Here is a 16,757-nt window from a genome sequence, read left to right on the forward strand (position 1 = left end):
GGCGGGGCGGTGTCCGGCCGTCAGCCGAGCGTCTTCGCGAACCAGTGGTCGGCGGTGGGCTTCGGCGTTGTGCGGCGCGGTCTCCGCGTACCCCGAGGCGCGCGTACAGCGCGCGGGCCTCGACGAGATCGCCCCGGGTGGTCCAGCACCATCCGCACGGCGCCGGCCGCCCGCGCCGCCTCCTCGGCGGCCCGCACCAGCAGCACGGCCCCGCCGGTGCCGCGCCGGTGCCCGCGCACGAACACCCGGGTGAGTTCGGCGGTCGAGCCGTCCCCGAGCAGGCGGAAGCCGGCGCTGCCGGCCGCCTCGCCCGCGTACCGGCCGACCAGCAGCCGTCCCCGCGGCGGGGCGAGATCGGTGCCCGGCACGGCGGCGATCTCCCGCTCCAACTCCCCGGGATCGGTGCGGCGTCCCTCGTGCAGCAGGTACCAGCGGTCGCTGACCTCGGTGTAGTACGCCCGCCAGAGGGCGAGGGCGTCCGGGGAGTCGTGCGGTTCGGGTGCGACGGTCCAGCTCATCCCCGCATCGTCGGAGTGACGCGCCGGGGCGCGCAAGCGAATAGCGGGCGACCCCGCCGCCCGCGTCCCGCACCGCGGCCCGGTTTGTGGGCGGACCTTCGGGACACCCGCAGTGAGAACCGGCTCGCGAGGAGTGCCGGTTGGGACGGCAAACCCGGAAGGCATTCATGTCCACTGGCCTGATCATTGCGTTGATCGTGATTGTTGCGGTCGTCGCCGTCGCCGCGGCCCTGCTGATGCAGCGCTCCCGCGGATCCCGGCACGGTGTCGGCCTGAAGCGGCGCTTCGGCCCGGAGTACGACCGGGCGGTGGCCCGGCACGACGGGGACACGAAGGCGGCCGAGCGGGAACTGGCCGGGCGCGTGGAGCGCCACGGCGATCTGCGGGCACGGCCGCTCGAACCCGCCGAGCGGGAGCAGTACGAGGCGCGTTGGACGGCCGCGCAGGAGCGGTTCGTCGACTCGCCGGGCGACGCGGTGGCCGAGGCGGACCGGCTGCTCGCCGAACTCGCCGGGGCCCGGGGCTTCCCGGACGGCGGCCAGTACGAGGAGCAGCTCGCCGCGCTGTCCGTGCACCACGCCCACCACGTCGAGGGCTACCGGCGCGTGCACCGGGTGGCGCAGGCCCGCGCCCACGGCGCGCACGACGGCGGCGCCGGCACCGAGGAACTGCGCGAGGCCATGGTCGACGCCCGCGCGCTGTTCGACGAGCTGGTGCGCACCTCCCGGCACGACGGCGGACGTCACCGTGCCGCCCACGACGGCGAACACCGGGCCCCGGCGGCACGCGGCTCCCGGATGCCGTCGCTGCTGCACCGGCGCCAGGCGAAGGAGAGCTGACCGATGTCCGACACCACCCGCCGGCCCCTGGACGAATTCCCCGGGCACGGCAACGACCTCCGGAGCGAGCGGTCCGCCGCCCCGGGCACCGAGCCCGTCCACGGCGACCCGGCCGGCGTCCCCGGTGACCGCGACGGTTTCCGCGACGACGGTCTCCGCGGCGACCGCGACGGTTTCCGTGGCGACGGCACCGCCACCGGCACCGGCACTGCCACCGGCCTCCGTGACGACGCCCGCGGTCCGCTGGCCACCAGCGGCGGCGACCCGATGTCCGGCACCGGGCGGGCCCCCGGCCACGCCGCCCCGGACACCCGGACGGACACCGGCACCGCCCCGTTCGACGACGGCCGCACCGGTATGAGCTCCGGCTCCGGTTCCGGTGCGGGGCACGGGCACACCGCCGACCCGCACCACGGTTCCGGCGGCCCTCTCCTGCCGCACGGCGACCTCGACGCGCTCACCGCGCAGTTGCAGCACGCCGTGACCGGGTTCGTCGACGCGCCCAGGGAGGCCGTCGAGGAGGCCGACCAGGTCCTGCAGGACCTCACCGCCCGCTTCACGGAGGCGGTGACCGAACGCCGGCGCACCCTGCGCCGGTCCTGGCAGACCACGGACGGCGCCCCGGACACGGCCGCCGCGGCGACCGACACCGAGCAGCTGCGCCTCGCCCTGCGGGACTACCGCGAGCTGGCGGAGCGGCTGCTACACGTCTGACCCGCCCGCGTCCGCCCGGCGCTCCCGCCACTGCCGTACGACGTCCTCGACGTCGTACGGCTTCCTGCCCAGCGGGGGGCCGGGCGGCGGCTTGTACATCATCTCGCGGATGCGGGCGTTGATCTCCGTGAGGATCTTCCGGACGATCCGCTCCGACGGCGCCGCGAGGGCCGCCTCCAGCGCGTCCTCGGCCTCCTTGCGCAGGGCCAGCGCGGGCGGCAGGACGGAGATGCCCTCGCGGGCCATCTTCCGTTTCACCCACCACAGTTCGTCGTAGGCCGTCTCCATCTCGGGCGGCAGCGGCCGGCCCGCGCCCGGCAGCCGTGCGAACTCCCCCCGGCGCTCGGCGTCCCGGATCTGGTGGTCCACCCAGGTGCCGAAGTCGACGCCGGGTGGCTTCCGCTCGGTCATGAGACCCATTGTGCCGGACGCCGTGCGGCCGGGCGTTTTATCATGCGGCGGCAGCGAGCCGTACCGGCCGCCGTACCGGGCCGTTGCGGCCACCGTCGGGCCGGGCCCCTCCGGCCCGCCAGGACTGCTCAGGAGGAGCGCACGTGCTCGAACTCACCATGGCCGCCGTGTCCGCGGCCGAAGAGGGCGCCACGGCCGGGATGCTCATGGCCGACGCGCCCAGCGAGCCGGGCGCCGTGCTGCGGGTGGGCCGCGACAAGGCGGTGTGCCGGCTGTCGACGCCGGACGACTGGCTGTTCGTCTCCCGGGTGCACCTGGAGTTCCGGTGCGGACCGGACGGCGGCTGGCACCTGACCTGGCTGCGCGGCTCCCTGCCGGAGCCGTCCTCCGAGGTCCGGCTGACCGTGGGGGAGTACACCCAGCCCGTCCCCTACGGCGGCACCGTCGCCCTGCCCCGGGGCGGCAGCGGCGAGGTCGTCGTCCAGGACCGCGCCGCCCCGCGCAGCGTCAACGTGGGCTTCTACCACGAGGGGTGAGAGCCGGGCGGGCCGGCCACGCGGGCCGTCGTCGCCTGCGCGGCCCCCGGGCACCGCTCACGCCACCACGCGCGCCAGGGCGAAGCCGTCGTAGCCCTTGACGCCGACGGTCTGGAGCGCGGTGCCGTCCAGCCGCGGGTGGCTGCCGATGAGGTCGAGGGCGGCGCGGGTGCCGACCACGTCGGGGGCGTCGTCGTCCGGGTCGGCGACGCGGCCGCCCCGGACCACGTTGTCCACGATGATCAGCGCGCCCGCGGAGGTCAGCTTCAGCGCCCACTCCACGTAGTGCGGGTTGTTGACCTTGTCGGCGTCGATGAACACCAGGTCGAAGGGCGGCACCTCCTCCTCGGCGAGCCGGGCCAGGGAGTCCAGGGCCGCGCCCACCCGCACCTCGACCCGCTCGGCGAGACCGGCGCGGGCGATGTTGCGGGTGGCGACCTCGGCGTGCTTCGGGTCGTACTCCAGGGTGATCAGCCGCCCGTCGGCGGGCAGGGCGCGGCCCAGCCAGATGGTGCTGTAGCCGCCGAGCGTGCCGATCTCCAGGATCCGGCGGGCGCCCTGTACCGCGGCGAGGAGGTGCAGGAGCTTGCCGTGGGTGGGGGCGACGGCGATGGGCGGGAGCCCGGCGGCCGCGCTGTCGCGCAGCGCGGCCTCCAGGGCGTCGTCGGGGGCGTTGGTGAGGAGACGGCCGGTGAAGTAGTCGTCCACCTCGTGCCACTGCTGCGGGGAATCGCTCAAGGATCCGTACCTTCCCGGAATCAGGTGATTAGCTTCACTAACTAGGATCGCTAAGGAAGATACGCCGGGCGCCCCGCGCCCGTCAGGGATTCACGCGGTGTGTTCCGCCCGCCCCGGGCACGGCGTGCGGCCCCGCCCGCCGAACAGGGACACGGACACGTCGAAGCCGGCCGAGAGCGAGCCGTAGCGGGGGACGGGTCCGCGCAGCGGGGTGCTCGCGCCTGCCGGGAGGCGGCCCGGCGGACCGCCGTCTAGTCTCTTCCGGACAAAAGCGGAAGAGACGTCAGGTCGACCGGGGGCGGACAGCGTCTCTCTCATAGGGTTCACGGAGGGATTCCCGCGCGCGGGAGCGCGCGACGACGGGGCGGGAGGCCGACGAGGCGTGGCGAATGCGGAGCACAGGGGGCGAGCGGCGAAGGCGCTGGAGGCGGCGGCCGTCGCCGGAACCCCGGCACGGCTGACCACGCTGCGCCTCGGACTGTGGCTGGTCGCCGCCCTCCTCGCCGCACGCCAGGTCGCCGTCGTCCTGACCACCCCCCGCGGCGAACGCCTCACCGACCTGGAGACCTGGGTGGGCCCCGACGGCGTGCTGCGGGTCAGCGGATCCCTCTACGACTCCAGCAGCTTCACCGGCACCCCCTTCAACGGGCTGGTCCTCAAACCCTTCACCCGATCGGCTGAAGAAGCGCTCGGCTGGGGGTGGACCTTCGGCACACTGTTGCTGGTCGTCGCCCTCGGCCTGGTCGCGGTGCGCGCCCTGCCCCAGCCGGTCGGCCGCCGCACCGCGCTGCTCGCCGCGCCGGTCGCCGTCAGCCTGCTCGTGCTGTCCCTGCCGGTCCGCAACGCCCTCTGGCTCGGCCAGACCAGCATCCTCCCCGTCCTGCTGGTCCTCCTCGGCTGCTTCGCCGCCCGCGGCTCCCGCACCAGCGGTGTCCTCGTCGGGCTCGCGGCGGCGCTCCAGCCCACCCTGCTGCTGTTCGCCCCGCTGCTGTGGTTCACCGACCGCCGCCGGGCCGCCGTCGCCTCCGGCGTCACCTTCGCCTTCAGCACCGCCCTCGCCTGGGCCGCGATGCCGCAGGACTCCTACACCTACTGGGTCCACCACGTGTCCGGCGTCGGCCTCGGCGGCCCCGCCGACGCCCTCGCCAACCAGTCCCTGCACGGCGCCCTGCTCCGGCTCGGTCTGGAGGGCCCGCTGGAGATCGGCCTGTTCCTGCTGCTCGGCGCGGCCGTCGTCGTCCTCGGCCTGCGCCGCGCCGTCCGCTACGCCCGCGACGGCCAGCTCCTCCTCGCGGTCGCCGTCACCGGCTGCGTCGCCATCGTCGTCTCCCCGGCCGCCTGGCAGCACCAGCTCCTGTGGCTGCTGCTCGCCGTCGTCGGCCGGGTCGGCCGGCGCGCCTCCGACCGGCCGGTGTGGCCCGTCGCCGTCGTGCTGGTGATGACGTTGCCGGCCACGATGATCCTGCCGAACATGGCGGTGCTGTACCCGGTGCGGGACAACATCGTGCTGCTGGCCGCGCTGGCCGCCGCCACCGTGGTCCCCTTCCTGTCCCGCACCTCCCCCTGCTTCGAGGAGCCCGTGCCGACCCGGTACGCGGCGCCGGTGCCCAGCCGCTTCCGGCACGTCCCGCTGCTGCCGTTCCTGCGCCGGGTCCTCACCCGGCCCAACCTCCTGCTGGAACTGCTGCTGATCCGCGTCACCTACGCCGCCTACTCCCAGGTGCGGCTGGCGGCGACCGGCGGCAGCAACTCCGCGGGCCGGGCGCGCGCGGAGGAGCACGGGCAGCAGATCCTCGACCTCGAACGCCTGCTCCACCTGGACATCGAGCACGCGGTCAACCACGCCGTGGTGAAGATCGACTGGCTGCGGAACTTCTTCGACTTCTACTACACGTCGTTCCACTTCGTCGTCCCGCTCACCGTCCTCGGACTGCTGTACTGGCGGCGCCCCGTCGACTACCGCTGGGCCCGCTCCGCCCTCGGCTTCACCACCCTGCTCGCCCTCGTCGGCTTCTGGCTGTACCCGCTGGCCCCGCCGCGCCTGATGCCGCACCTCGGCATCATCGACACCGTGCACGGCGTGCAGGACTTCGCCCAGCCCGACTACGGCACCCTCACCGCCCTCACCAACCAGTACGCGGCGATGCCCTCGCTGCACTTCGGCTGGTCCCTGTGGTGCGGGGTGGTCATCGCGGTCATCGCGCCCAGAGCCTGGATGAAACTCCTCGGCCTGCTGCACCCCCTCTTCACGGCCGCCGCGATCGTGGCCACCGGCAACCACTGGATCCTGGACGCGGTGGGCGGCGCCGTCGTCGTCGCCGCCGGTTTCGGACTGACCTACGCGCTCCAGGGGCCCCGCGCCCGGACGGTCACCGCCGTCGCCGTCAGCAGCGCGCCGACGGTGCCGGAGAAGGACCGTACTCCGAGCTGATCCGGTACACGCCCGGCGCCGGCACGGTGAGCCGGGTGACCTCGCCCTGCCGGCTCAGGCAGCCGCCGTCGGACCGCAGCCACGGCGAGTACGCCACCCGCACCGTCACCGGCCCCGGCGCGGACACCCGGACGACGATCTCCGCGCCGGAGGTGCGCAGCACGGTGCCCGGCGGGGACACCAGGGGCACCGCGTCCCGCACCCGGAACACCTGCCAGTGGGCGTCCCGCCACACGGGCAGCAGCCAGTCGGGCCGGGCGTCCCGGACCAGCCGCGCCTCCTCCTCGGCGAACCCGTCGGGCGTGCCCAGGGGCAGCACGACGAAGCCGACCGCCCAGCGGTCCAGCCACTCCCGGTAGGCCGCGGCGGAGAACGTCCCGTCGTAGAAGAGCCGGCCGCGCTCCACGTCGAGCTGACGGTTCCAGCCGCGCGCCAGGTGCACGTGCGGCGCGAGCGCGACGGCCTCGCGGTGGTTGCGGGCGGGCACCACCTCGACGCGGGTGCGGTCGGCGCCGAGCCCCTTCAGCGCGCGGACGACGCCCTCGGTGTGCGCGGCCCAGGCCGGCACGGCCGTCGACACCTTCAGGTCGTCGACGGTCTTCTGGCCCGTCCAGGCCGTCGCGAGCACCAGCACGCCGATCAGCAGGGTGCGCCGCACGGCCCGCAGGCCCGGCCGGGCGAGCAGCGCCGCCAGCAGCACGACGGGGGCCGCGTACTCGGCGAGCCGCTCCACGTTCGTGCCGACGGGGGAGGGGATCAGATACGTCAGGACGGTCCCGGCGGCGTACACGGCCCCGCTCCACCGGGCCACACGCCAGCCGCGCGGGGCGAGGACGGTGACCGCCAGCCCGAGCAGCACGGGCGGCCAGATGCGGGGCGCGGGCATCAACTGCTCGCCGGAGAAGGGGAACAGCAGCGTGGTCGCCCCGACGACCACGGCGGGCGGGACGAGCAGGGCGACGGCCCGGGCGGGCTGCCGGGCGAGCAGGAACCCCGCGCCGACGACCGCCAGGAACAGCCCCGCCACCGGGGACGCCATGGTGGCGAGGCCGGCGTGCGCGGCCGCCAGGACGTACCGGTCGCCGCGGCTCAGCATCACGCAGGCGGCGAGCCCGAAGGCGACCCCGAGGGCGAAGGTGGTGCGCCCCGAGGCCACGTTGCACCACAGGGCGAGGGAGGCGAGGAGCGCGACGGGCAGCGGCCTCGGCAGCCGGGCCCGCACCACCAGGAGAGCCGCCAGCCAGGTGCCGGCGACCCCCGCCAGCACGGTCACCGTCCGCACCCCGAGCCCGGCCATCAGATACGGGGAGACGAGGCTGTAGTTGGCGGTGTGCATCCCGCCGTACCAGAACAGGTTGTACGCGGAACTCCCGTGCCGGGTCACGAACCCGGCCCAGGCGTCCTGCGCGGCCAGGTCGCCGCCGCCGGTCGCGAGGACCAGCGTCCACAGGACGTACAGGGGCAGGACGGGGAGGGTGGCGAGCAGGGGGACGCGGTGCCGTGCGTACAGCGGGCGGAGGGGTTGGTTCCGCCGTGGGTGCGGGCCTGCTCGCCGGGGCTGCCGGGGCAGGGCGAGATCTGTAGGGGCCACGTCAAGGAAGACGTGGAACGGGGTGGGGGAGTTCAGTCGGGGTGCTGCCTTCGCCGGTCCGGACGAGAGGAGCGTGCGATGCCGGGCGGGGCTCGGCGGTGCTCGGCGGGTGGGGGGCGCGCGGCCGTCGGCGGGCCGGCGCGGGGCGCGCGGCTCACAGGCGCTGGATGATCGTCCCCGTGGCGAGGCCGCCGCCCGCACACATCGTGATGAGCGCGAACTCCCTGTCCGTGCGCTCCAGTTCGTGCAGCGCGGTGGTGATGAGCCGGGCGCCCGTCGCGCCCACCGGGTGGCCGAGGGCGATCGCGCCGCCGTTGACGTTCACCTTGTCCAGGTCCTGTTCGAAGACCCGCGCCCAGCTCAGCACCACGGAGGCGAACGCCTCGTTGATCTCCACGAGGTCGATGTCCCGCAGCGTCATGCCCGCCTTGCCGAGCACCGCGTGGGTCGCGTCGACGGGACCGTCGAGGTGGAAGTGCGGGTCGGCGCCGACCAGTGCCTGCGCGACGATCCGTGCCCGCGGCTTCAGCTTCAGCGCCCGTGCCATCCGCTTGGACGCCCACAGGATCGCTGCCGCGCCGTCGGAGATCTGGGAGGAGTTGCCCGCCGTGTGCACGGCCCGGGGCATCACCGGCTTCAGGGCGCCGAGCGCCTCCATCGACGTGTCGCGCAGCCCCTCGTCGCGGTCCATCAGACGCCACATGCCCTGGCCGGCCCGCTGCTCGTCCTCGGTGGTGGGCACCTGCACGGCGAAGGTCTCCCGCTTGAAACGCTCCTCCGCCCAGGCCGCCGCGGCCCGCTCCTGGGAGAGCAGCCCCAGCCGGTCCACGTCCTCGCGCGTGATGCCGCGGTGCCGCGCGATGCGTTCGGCCGCCTCGAACTGGTTGGGCAGGTCCACGTTCCACTCGTCCGGGAAGGGCTTGCCCGGCCCGTGCCTGGACGCCGAGCCCAGCGGCACCCGGGACATCGACTCCACCCCGCAGGACAGGCCGACGTCGATGACGCCCGCCGCGATCATGTTGGCGGTCAGGTGCGCGGCCTGCTGGGAGGAGCCGCACTGGCAGTCGACGGTGGTCGCGGCCGTCTCGTAGGGCAGGCCCATGGTGAGCCAGGCGGTGCGCGCGGGGTTCATGGACTGCTCGCCGGCGTGGGTGACCGTGCCGCTGACGATCTGCTCGACGCAGTCGGCGGGAATGCCGGTGCGGCCCAGGAGTTCGCGGTAGGTCTCGCCCAGGAGGTAGGCGGGGTGGAGGTTCGCGAGCGAGCCGCCGCGGCGGCCGACGGGGGTGCGCACGGCTTCGACGATCACGGGCTCCGCGGCCATGGGGGGTGTCCTCTCCTCGGGTACCCGCGCGGCGCGGGGCGTCCCGGCCCGACCCGCCACGCAGAACTAGTACGCGTTCTAGTTCTCCCCGCAGTCTGCTGACCCGGCGTCGGGTGCCGCAAGGGTCGTGCAGCGCAGAAGGGGTGGTCGGCGCCGAATCGGCCCGGAATCGGCCCGAACACATGCCTTGCGACTTGTGGAACCCGTTACTACGGTCCCCTCAGCTCTGTCTGATGGACCGTCAGATCATCGGCAAACGGCTGGAGTAGCCCATGCACTGTCCAGCGCTCCCCGAGGGGTTCGACTTCACCGACCCGGACGTGCTGCACCACCGCGTGCCGCTCCCGGAGTTCGCCGAGCTGCGCCGGACCGCACCGGTCCACTGGATCGGCCAGCCCGAAGGGGTCGCCGGGTTCCAGGACCGGGGCTACTGGGCCGTCACCCGGCACGCGGACGTCAAGTACGTCTCCACACACCCCGAGTTGTTCTCGTCGACCCTCAACACGGCGATCATCCGCTTCAACGAGCACATCGAACGTGACGCGATCGACGCCCAGCGCTTCATCCTGCTCAACATGGACCCGCCGGAGCACACCCGGGTCCGGCAGATCGTCCAGCGCGGCTTCACCCCCCGCGCGATCCGCGCCCTGGAGGACCGCCTGCGCTCCAGGGCCCGCGCCATCGTCGCCGGGGCCCGCGCGGCCCACACGGGCCCCTTCGACTTCGTCACCGAGATCGCCTGCGAACTGCCCCTCCAGGCCATCGCCGAACTGATCGGCGTCCCGCAGGAGGACCGCGGCAGGATCTTCGACTGGTCCAACCGCATGATCGCCTACGACGACCCCGAGTACGCCGTCACCGCCGAGGTCGGCGCCGAGTCCGCCACCGAGATCCTCGCCTACGCGATGAACATGGCCGCCGACCGGAAACGGTGCCCCGCGCAGGACATCGTGTCGCAACTGGTCGCCGCCGAGGACGAGGGCAACCTCAGCAGCGACGAGTTCGGCTTCTTCGTGCTGATGCTCGCCGTCGCGGGCAACGAGACCACCCGCAACGCCATCACCCACGGCATGCACGCCCTGCTCACCCACCCCGGCCAGTGGGACCTCTACAAGGAGCGGCGCCCGGCGACGGCGGCGGAGGAGATCGTCCGCTGGGCCACCCCCGTGGTCGCCTTCCAGCGCACCGCCACCCAGGACACCGAACTCGGCGGCCGGCGGATCAGGAAGGGCGACCGCGTCGGCCTCTTCTACTCCTCCGCCAACCACGACCCCGATGTCTTCACCGACCCCGGCTCCTTCGACATCACCCGCGACCCCAACCCCCACCTCGGTTTCGGCGGCGGCGGTCCGCACTACTGCCTGGGCAAGTCCCTGGCCGTCCTGGAGATCGACCTCATCTTCCATGCGCTGGCCGACGCGATGCCCGGGCTGCGGCTGGTCGCGCCTCCGCGCCGGCTGCGTTCCGCGTGGATCAACGGCGTGAAGGAGTTGCGGGTGACGGCCGGCTGACGCGGGCCGCCACCCGCCGCCGCGCGGCGCCGGATCAGTGCTCGCAGAGGGAGAACTCCCGCTCGTAGAGCTGCTCGTTGTGCTCGTCGACGAAGAACTTCCGCTCCTGCATGAGCTCTTCGCGGTACTCCTTGGCCTGCTCCAGTGACATCGTCGACGTCCCGGACCACGGCTGCTGCGGCGGCACGTCCGACGTCGAGACGATCTTCTCCGACGGGTCGACCAGGAAGAACGCGAGGATCTTGCGGTGCCCCGGGCGGGTGGGGTCCGCGAGGCGGAACGCTCCGACGCGGTGCTGCAGCACGTTCGGGAAGGCGAGGCAGCGGCCCGCCGGGGTCGACGCCGAGCCCAGCACCTGGTTCAGCGCGTCCTCGTTCTCCAGGCCGTAGACCTCCCGCAGACCGTTGTCGTCGTTCTGCTCGTACTCCGGGTCGTCGAGCGCCGCGCGGAAGTTCAGCCGGCTCTCGGTGATGTTCTCGCTGTCCCAGTAGTGGATGCCGGTCGAGACGATCCGCTCGTTCAGCATCCCCTCGACGTGCCAGGAACCGCCCGCGTACTCGGGCTGGTCCGGGGTGAGCCGGATGGTGGCCAGCTTGACGATGACCTGCAGACGGCGCCCGCGCAGGTCGACCCGGGCGGACGCGTCGGGCACCTCCGGCGGGGTGAAGTCCGGGGCGTCCGGCACGACCGGCCGGCGGTTCTCCCACCAGTCGTCCTGGGCCTGCTCCCACGCCTCCAGGGCTTCGGCGTGGGCCGCGTCGTCGCTGAAGGAGGACCGGTCCGGGTACTCGGGCTCGGAGTCGTACCACGCGTAGGGATCGGCCTCGACCCGCAGCGGCCGCGGATGGCGCAGATCGGTCAGCACGTTCTCGAACAGCGGGCGGAACCGGGCGAACAGCTCCGGCAGCACGGCAGCCAGTCCGGCATGCGCCTCCGGGTGGACGTTGTTGACGTACGAACGGAAGACGACGTCTCCGTCCGCGCCGACGTCGGCGTCCGTGGGCAGCCACTGGAACTTCTCCGAGAACTCGTACTTCGCGTACTGGCCCGCCCGGTTCTCCCACGCCCGCTCCGGCCCCCCGCTCACCCCGCGCACCAGGCAGAACAGGGACGGGTGCACCAGGTCCAGCACCTGGCCGCCGGACCCGGGATGCCAGTCCAGCTCCTCCTCGGGCACGTTTTCCAGCACCCGGGCCGCCTCCCGGAGGCGCGCGCCGAGGGCGTCGTCGATCAGGCTGTCCGACTGCCACACCCCGTCGACCCCGGACACCTCGATCCCGGTGCGCGGATCACGCAGCGCCGCGTAGTGCCGCAACTCGTCCAGCACGTACCGCGTCTGTGCCTCGGTCAGCCCCTGCGCGAGAGCCTCCCGGGTCCACCGGGCGACGACGTCGGCGTCGTTCATCTTGGTGAACCACTCCGGCTTCTCCCGTATGTGCGCGCTGCACGCCATCATCTCGAGCTCCCGCAGGGTGCGGGGAGCCGAGAGCGAAGGGGAACGCGAGGACGAGGCGAAGGGCAACGGGAAAGCGGACAGGCCGGTCACGTCTGGGGGACCTCCAGGTCGGTGTGCGATGGCGGGAACGATACGACAGGGGACTGACACCGCCGCCGCGGTCCGAACCGGCCGGAACCCGTCGGTGTCCGCTCGCGGGGCCCGGGCGTCCCGGAACGGGCGAAGGCGACGCCCCGGGGATCAGGGGGCGCCGCCTTCGGTATGGGGGGATGTCCGCGGGGTGCGGGCCGGCCGGGGTCAGTACCAGCCGTTGGACTGCCAGAAGTCCCAGGCGCCGCAGGCGCTGCCGTAACGGTCCTTCATGTAGTCAAGGCCCCACTCGATCTGGGTCTCGGGGTTGGTCCTCCAGTCGGAGCCGGCCGAGGCCATCTTGTTGCCGGGCAGGGCCTGGACCAGGCCGTAGGCGCCGCTGGAGGCGTTCGTGGCGCCGACGTCCCAGTTGCTCTCGTGCTGGACGATCCTGGAGAAGCACTCGTACTGGGCCGAGTTGCCGATCATCTTCTTCGCGGTCGCCTGTGCCGAGGCGGCCTCCGACGGGGCGGCCTGGGCGGGTGCGGCGGCGATCAGCGTGCCGCAGGCCGCGGCGGCCAGGGCGGCACCGGCGACGGCCTTCTTCGGGGTGGCGAGGGAGCGGAGGAGGGAAGCGGCGGACACGGGCGGCCTTTCGGTCGGGAGCGGTGGGTCGCCGCCGTGTGCGGGAGCCGCGGGCACTCCGCGGGGCATACGGCGGCGCCGCGGCCCCGTGGGGCACGTCGGCGCCTGGCGACGTCGTCCAGAGAAACAGGCCGGACAGATGTCCGCAAAGACCGTTTTTACTAGTTCGGGCGGCCAGGTGGGGGGTGCCCGGCGGCCCGGACGGACGGGCTTTGCGCTGGTCACGCGAGCGGGGCCGCGGGCTGCCGCCTACGGCCCCGCTTCGTAGGTGATCCACGTCATGTGGGGTGCTTCACGTCCGTGGCGTCGCCGAAGGTGACCGGCGCCTCGAAGGCCGCCCGGCGGGTGGCTCTGCGCAGCGCCTTGAGCACGGGCACGCCGAGCGTCAGCGTGAGGACGAGGGTCAGCAGGGCGCGGCCCAGGTCCCAGCCGAGGGACGTCGCCAGGCAGTACGCGAGGAAGCGGGCCAGGTTGGCGGGGACGGACGCGTCCGGGTCGAAGGAGATGTTCGAGGCCAGGGCGGACATGAAGGGCCAGCCCGACATGTTCATCACCGTGCCGTAGGCGAACGCGGCGAGGAAGCCGTAGACCGCGAGCATCACCACCTCGGTGCGGCCCCGCAGACGGTCCGGGCCGGGCAGGAGACCGGCGGTCATGGTGAACCAGCCCATCGCCAGCATCTGGAACGGCAGCCACGGGCCGACCCCGCCGGTGAGCAGGGCGGACGCGAACATGGTGACCGAGCCGAGGACGAAGCCGAAGCCCGGGCCGAGGACCCGGCCGCTGAGCACCATCAGGAAGAACATGGGTTCCAGGCCGGCCGTGCCCGCGCCGATGGGGCGCAGCGCCGCCCCCGTCGCCGCCAGCACGCCCAGCATGGCCACGGCCTTCGGCCCGAGCCCCGATTCCGAGATCGTCGCCGCCACGACCGCGACCAGCAGGACCAGCAGGCCCGCGAACAGCCAGGGCGCGTCCTGGGCGTGGGCGTTCAGGGTGGAGGCGGGCGGGGCGAGGAACGGCCAGCCGAAACCGGCCACGCCCACCGCGCTGACCAGGGCCAGCGCGGCCAGGGACCGGGGGCCCAGCCGGATGGCCCGCGCCTGCCGGTCCACGGCCCCCGGGCTGCGCTCCGGGCCCTGTTCCGGCCGGGGCGCGCCCTGGGGCTCCTGGGGCGTCATGACAGCGCCTCGCGGACCTGGGGCACCGTGAGCCAGTGCTGGGGGGCGAGGATCTTGGCGACCTGCGGCGCGAAGGACGGGGACGCGACGACGACCTCCGCGGCGGGCCCGTCGGCGATGACCTCGCCCTCGGCGAGCAGCACGACCCGGTGGGCGAGGTCCGCCGCCAGTTCGACGTCGTGGGTGGCCATCACGATGGCGTGCCCCTCGGCGGCCAGCGCGCGCAGCAGGGTCACCAGGCGGGCCTTCGCGCCGTAGTCCAGGCCGCGGGTCGGCTCGTCCAGCAGGAGCAGCGGCGGGCGGGCGGTGAGGACCACCGCCAGGGCGAGCGTGAGGCGCTGGCCCTCGGACAGGTCGCGGGGGTGGGTGTCGTCCGGGATGCCGGGCAGCAGCTCGGACAGCAGGGCCCGGCAGGTGCCCGGCTCGGCGTCCGCGTCCTGGTCGGCGGCGGCGCACTCCCCGGCGACGGTGTCCGCGTAGAGCAGGTCGCGGGGTTCCTGCGGGACGAGGCCGACGCGGCGGATCAGGTCGCGGGGGCGGGTGCGGTGGGGGACCGCGTCGCCCGCGCGGACCGAGCCGCCGGACGGCTCCACCAGCCCCACCAGCGCGCTGAGCAGCGTCGACTTCCCGGCGCCGTTGCGGCCCATCAGCGCGATGGTCTCGCCGGGCGTGACGGTGAGGTCGATCCGGCGCAGCGCCTGGACGCGGTCACGTCGGACGGCCAGGTCCCGGACCTCCGCCACGGTGGGCGGGGCCGGGGTGTCGCCGCCGGGCCGCTTGAACAGCCGCCTGCGCGCGGGGGAGGGGGCCGGGTTCCGGGGTTCCTCGGATGCGGTCTCGGGCCGGGCCGCCGCGGCGTCCGCCAGACGCTGCCGCAGGGGAGCGGCCCGGCGGCGCGCGTCACGGACGGTCAGCGGCAGCGGGCTCCAGCCCGCCAGCCGGCCCAGGTCCACCACCGGCGGGAACACCGGGGAGACCGCCATGACCTCGGCGGGCGTGCCCAGCCGCGGGGCCTCGCCCGGGCCGGGCAGCAGGACGACCTGGTCGGCGTACTGGATGACGCGTTCCAGGCGGTGCTCGGCCATCAGGACCGTCGTGCCGAGGTCGTGCACCAGCCGCTGCAGGACCGCGAGGACCTCCTCGGCCGCCGCCGGGTCCAGCGCGGAGGTCGGCTCGTCCAGCACCAGCACCCGGGGGTGCGGGGTGAGGACGGAGCCGATGGCGACGCGCTGCTGCTGCCCGCCCGACAGGGTGGAGATGGAACGGTCGCGCAGGTCGGCGAGGCCGAGCAGGTCGAGGGTCTCCTCGACGCGGCGGCGCATCACGTCGGGGGCGAGCCCCAGCGACTCCATGCCGTAGGCGAGCTCGTCCTCGACGGTGTCGGTGACGAAGTGGGACAGCGGGTCCTGGCCGACGGTGCCGACCACGTCGGCCAGTTCGCGCGGCTTGTGGGTGCGGGTGTCCCGGCCGGCGACCGTGACCCGGCCGCGCAGGGTGCCGCCGGTGAAGTGCGGCACCAGGCCGCTGACCGCGCCCAGCACCGTCGACTTGCCGACCCCCGACGGGCCGACGAGCAGGACGAGTTCTCCCTCGGGGGCCTCGAAGTCGACGCCCCGGACGGAGGGTTCGTCCGCGCCGTCGTACGTCACCGAGACGTTCTCGAAGCGGATCACGGCAGCTCCTTGCGGTTGTCCTCGGGCGCGGGCGTGACGAAGGCGGGCAGCAGACCGGCCAGGACGGCCGCCGCGGGCCACAGGGGGAACGTCGGTGCCACCAGCGGCACCACGCCGGGGTGCAGGGCCGCCGGGTCACGGGCGGCGGCCACGAACAGCGCGGCGGCCACGGCCGCGCCGGAACCGGCGACCAGCCAGGCCCGCACGTCCCAGCGGTCCGGCCGGTAGCGGGTGCGCAGGGACCTCCGGCCGCCGAGCCACAGGCCCGCCAGCGCGGTGGCCAGACCGGCGAGGAGGACCGGCAGACCGTACCGGCCGCCCTCCGCGGTGAGCAGCCCGTACGTCCCGGCGCACACCCCGAGCAGACCGCCGAGGGTGAGCGCGGCGGTGGTCCGGCGGACGGCGGGCGGGACCTCGGCGCTGCGGCCGTAGCCGCGGGCGTCCATCGCGGCGGCCAGCGCGACCGACCGCTCCAACGCGCCCTCCAGCACCGGCAGTCCGACCTGCAGCAGACCCCGCACGCCCTTGTCGGGACGGCCCCGCAGCCGCCGGGCGGCCCGCAGCCGCTGCACGTCGGCGATCAGGTTCGGGGCGAAGGTCAGCGCCACGACGACCGCCACGCCCATCTCGTACAGGGCGCCCGGCAGGGACTTCAGCAGACGGGAGGGGTTGGCGAGGGCGTTCGCGGCGCCGACGCAGATGAGCAGCGTGGCCAGCTTCAGGCCGTCGTACAGGGCGAAGGTGAGGGCTTCGGCGGTGACCTCGCCGCCGAGCCGGATGCCCTGCGCCCAGTCGGGCAGCGGGACTTCGGGGAGGGACACGACCACGTGGCTGCCGGGGATGGGCGAGCCGAGGACGATCGCGAAGAGCAGCCGGATCACCAGCACGGCGAGCGCCAGCTTGACGAACGCGCTGTAGGAGCGGGCCCAGGGCGCGTTCGGGCGGCGCGTCGCCACGACGTACGCGGAGACGCTCACCAGGAGGCACAGCAGCAGCGGGTTGGTGGTGCGGGTGGCGGCGGTGCCGAGCCCGAGCGCCCACAGCCACCAGGCGCCCGGGTGGAGCGACGGCCCGGACCGGTGCCCGGAGGCGACGGCCCGCCCGGGGCGCTCATGCACCCCGG

General features: G+C 74.2%; 14 protein-coding genes and 1 pseudogene. 5 read left to right on the forward strand and 10 right to left on the reverse strand.

The window, feature by feature from the left end:
• Positions 1–20 precede the first annotated feature (20 nt).
• Positions 21–518, reverse strand: a pseudogene (locus ACIRPP_RS28090) (GNAT family N-acetyltransferase).
• A gap of 167 nt (positions 519–685) precedes the next feature.
• Here ACIRPP_RS28090 and ACIRPP_RS28095 point away from each other — a divergent pair.
• Both ACIRPP_RS28095 and ACIRPP_RS28100 read left to right on the forward strand, forming a co-directional pair.
• The gene (locus tag ACIRPP_RS28095; RefSeq protein ID WP_403648374.1) at positions 686–1,357 is read left to right on the forward strand and encodes a hypothetical protein; all 672 of its coding nucleotides are present in this window, start codon (positions 686–688) and stop codon (positions 1,355–1,357) included.
• 3 nt (positions 1,358–1,360) lie between these two features.
• Positions 1,361–2,071: a hypothetical protein gene (locus ACIRPP_RS28100; protein WP_403648377.1), complete on the forward strand. Its 711-nt coding sequence runs from the start codon at positions 1,361–1,363 to the stop codon at positions 2,069–2,071.
• Here the strand turns inward: ACIRPP_RS28100 and ACIRPP_RS28105 are convergent.
• The gene (locus tag ACIRPP_RS28105) at positions 2,060–2,482 is read right to left on the reverse strand and encodes a DUF1992 domain-containing protein (protein WP_403648379.1); all 423 of its coding nucleotides are present in this window, start codon (positions 2,480–2,482) and stop codon (positions 2,060–2,062) included. The two genes, ACIRPP_RS28100 and ACIRPP_RS28105, sit on opposite strands and share 12 nt — an antisense overlap.
• A gap of 143 nt (positions 2,483–2,625) precedes the next feature.
• Between ACIRPP_RS28105 and ACIRPP_RS28110 the strand changes: the two genes are divergently transcribed.
• Complete coding sequence (locus ACIRPP_RS28110; protein WP_403648381.1) at positions 2,626–3,018, forward strand: hypothetical protein; 393 nt, start codon at positions 2,626–2,628, stop codon at positions 3,016–3,018.
• 57 nt (positions 3,019–3,075) lie between these two features.
• On the opposite strand, the gene ACIRPP_RS28115 is transcribed toward ACIRPP_RS28110, so the two are convergent.
• Complete coding sequence (locus ACIRPP_RS28115) at positions 3,076–3,756, reverse strand: O-methyltransferase (protein WP_403648384.1); 681 nt, start codon at positions 3,754–3,756, stop codon at positions 3,076–3,078.
• A gap of 382 nt (positions 3,757–4,138) precedes the next feature.
• Here ACIRPP_RS28115 and ACIRPP_RS28120 point away from each other — a divergent pair, with 382 nt between their 5' ends.
• Positions 4,139–6,187, forward strand: coding sequence for a bifunctional glycosyltransferase 87/phosphatase PAP2 family protein (locus tag ACIRPP_RS28120; RefSeq protein WP_403648387.1), 2,049 nt, complete (start codon positions 4,139–4,141; stop codon positions 6,185–6,187).
• On the opposite strand, the gene ACIRPP_RS28125 is transcribed toward ACIRPP_RS28120, so the two are convergent.
• Together ACIRPP_RS28125 and ACIRPP_RS28130 are read right to left on the reverse strand one after the other, a co-directional pair.
• Positions 6,141–7,778, reverse strand: a complete 1,638-nt coding sequence (locus ACIRPP_RS28125) for a hypothetical protein (RefSeq protein ID WP_403648390.1) — start codon at positions 7,776–7,778, stop codon at positions 6,141–6,143. The two genes, ACIRPP_RS28120 and ACIRPP_RS28125, sit on opposite strands and share 47 nt — an antisense overlap.
• 154 nt (positions 7,779–7,932) lie before the next feature.
• A complete protein-coding gene (locus tag ACIRPP_RS28130) occupies positions 7,933–9,102 on the reverse strand; it encodes a steroid 3-ketoacyl-CoA thiolase (RefSeq protein WP_403648393.1) in 1,170 nt (389 codons plus the stop codon).
• A gap of 272 nt (positions 9,103–9,374) precedes the next feature.
• On the opposite strand from ACIRPP_RS28130, the gene ACIRPP_RS28135 reads away from it, so the two are divergent.
• Positions 9,375–10,613, forward strand: a complete 1,239-nt coding sequence (locus ACIRPP_RS28135; RefSeq protein ID WP_403648395.1) for a cytochrome P450 — start codon at positions 9,375–9,377, stop codon at positions 10,611–10,613.
• A 34-nt stretch (positions 10,614–10,647) separates the two neighbouring features.
• On the opposite strand, the gene ACIRPP_RS28140 is transcribed toward ACIRPP_RS28135, so the two are convergent.
• The 5 genes from ACIRPP_RS28140 to ACIRPP_RS28160 form a co-directional block, all read right to left on the reverse strand.
• Positions 10,648–12,159 (reverse strand): DUF4246 domain-containing protein, encoded by a 1,512-nt coding sequence (locus ACIRPP_RS28140; RefSeq protein ID WP_403648398.1) that lies wholly within the window; start codon positions 12,157–12,159, stop codon positions 10,648–10,650.
• 207 nt (positions 12,160–12,366) lie between these two features.
• The gene (locus tag ACIRPP_RS28145) at positions 12,367–12,783 is read right to left on the reverse strand and encodes a transglycosylase SLT domain-containing protein (protein WP_403648400.1); all 417 of its coding nucleotides are present in this window, start codon (positions 12,781–12,783) and stop codon (positions 12,367–12,369) included.
• Between the two features lie 278 nt (positions 12,784–13,061).
• Positions 13,062–13,961: an ECF transporter S component gene (locus tag ACIRPP_RS28150; RefSeq protein ID WP_403648403.1), complete on the reverse strand. Its 900-nt coding sequence runs from the start codon at positions 13,959–13,961 to the stop codon at positions 13,062–13,064.
• Complete coding sequence (locus tag ACIRPP_RS28155; protein WP_403648405.1) at positions 13,958–15,634, reverse strand: ABC transporter ATP-binding protein; 1,677 nt, start codon at positions 15,632–15,634, stop codon at positions 13,958–13,960. Before ACIRPP_RS28155 ends, ACIRPP_RS28150 begins: the two co-directional genes overlap by 4 nt.
• Entirely contained in the window at positions 15,631–16,752 is a 1,122-nt protein-coding gene (locus tag ACIRPP_RS28160; protein WP_403648573.1) for an energy-coupling factor transporter transmembrane component T, read from the reverse strand. Before ACIRPP_RS28160 ends, ACIRPP_RS28155 begins: the two co-directional genes overlap by 4 nt.
• Positions 16,753–16,757: the final 5 nt, after the last annotated feature.

It is taken from the genome of Streptomyces sp. NPDC101219, from assembly GCF_044767675.1.
In the GTDB taxonomy this organism is placed as follows: Bacteria; Actinomycetota; Actinomycetes; order Streptomycetales; family Streptomycetaceae; genus Streptomyces.

Excerpts from the sequence above, each read along its gene's own strand:
- ACIRPP_RS28100 (WP_403648377.1), top strand. The coding sequence starts at position 1,361 with ATGTCCGACACCACCCGCCGGCCCCTGGACGAATTCCCCGGGCACGGC.
- ACIRPP_RS28130 (WP_403648393.1), bottom strand. The coding sequence starts at position 9,102 with ATGGCCGCGGAGCCCGTGATCGTCGAAGCCGTGCGCACCCCCGTCGGC.
- ACIRPP_RS28095 (WP_403648374.1), top strand. The coding sequence starts at position 686 with ATGTCCACTGGCCTGATCATTGCGTTGATCGTGATTGTTGCGGTCGTC.
- ACIRPP_RS28135 (WP_403648395.1), top strand. The coding sequence starts at position 9,375 with ATGCACTGTCCAGCGCTCCCCGAGGGGTTCGACTTCACCGACCCGGAC.
- ACIRPP_RS28150 (WP_403648403.1), bottom strand. The coding sequence starts at position 13,961 with ATGACGCCCCAGGAGCCCCAGGGCGCGCCCCGGCCGGAACAGGGCCCG.
- ACIRPP_RS28105 (WP_403648379.1), bottom strand. The coding sequence starts at position 2,482 with ATGACCGAGCGGAAGCCACCCGGCGTCGACTTCGGCACCTGGGTGGAC.